Here is a 771-nt window from a genome sequence, read left to right as displayed (position 1 = left end):
CCGGATCATCCGCCCGCTGGGCCTGAGGGACACCAGTACGCCCCGCGCGTTCCCGTTCATCCTGGGCCCGCACGCCCACGGCTACGCCGCGTTCGGCACCAACACCAGCACCGACGTCACGACGCTCAATCCAAGTATGGCCGTCGGCTCCGGCTCCATCATCAGCACCACGCACGACCTGAACCGGTTCTACGCCGCACTGCTCGGCGGCCGTCTGCTGGCTCCGGCGCAGCTCGACGAGATGACGACCACCATGCCCGCGCCCGAGCTGGGCGTGAGGTACGGACTCGGCCTGGGCGAGCTCCCGTTGTCCTGTGGCGGCAGCTACTTCGGTCACCCGGGCGAACTGCTCGGCTATCGCACCTGGAGTGGCGTCACCCGAGACGGGGCCCGGACCGCCGTGGTGTACGTCACCAGTGACGGCGGCAAGGGCACGCAGAGGGCCATGAGCGCACTCGTGGACCAGGAACTGTGCCGGACCCGCTCCTAGCGAGACGGCAGGTTCAGGGGCCGACGTACGCGTAGACCCCGCCGTGGGGGGCGGCAGTACGGCGCAGGGCAGGCCACCGACGCGGGCGCCGAGTGGCTTGTGCCGAACGCGGCGTAGCCGTGGGCGTGCGGGCCCAGGATGAACGGGAACGCGCGGGGCGTACTGGTGTCCCTCAGGCCCAGCGGGCGGATGATCCGGTCCCGCACCTCCCGTGCCCAACTCCGGCCGGTGACCTTGTGGATGATCATCGCGGCGAGAACGTAGTTGGTGTTGGAGTACGA

Annotated in this window: 2 protein-coding genes; one reads left to right on the top strand and one right to left on the bottom strand. The window is 69.9% G+C overall.

All coding sequences use genetic code 11. The features are described 5' to 3' along the window. Nucleotides 1–490 (top strand): serine hydrolase (locus ASC60_RS00080; RefSeq protein WP_159043182.1); only part of this gene is annotated, 490 nt, incomplete at its 5' end. Here the strand turns inward: ASC60_RS00080 and ASC60_RS42515 are convergent. After that, nucleotides 487–771 (bottom strand): serine hydrolase domain-containing protein (locus ASC60_RS42515; RefSeq protein ID WP_234356719.1); only part of this gene is annotated, 285 nt, incomplete at its 5' end. The two genes, ASC60_RS00080 and ASC60_RS42515, sit on opposite strands and share 4 nt — an antisense overlap.

It is taken from the genome of Streptomyces sp. NBRC 110028 (assembly GCF_001417735.1).
Taxonomy (GTDB): Bacteria; Actinomycetota; Actinomycetes; order Streptomycetales; family Streptomycetaceae; genus Streptomyces.
This window is presented reverse-complemented; position numbering and strand designations above follow the sequence as displayed.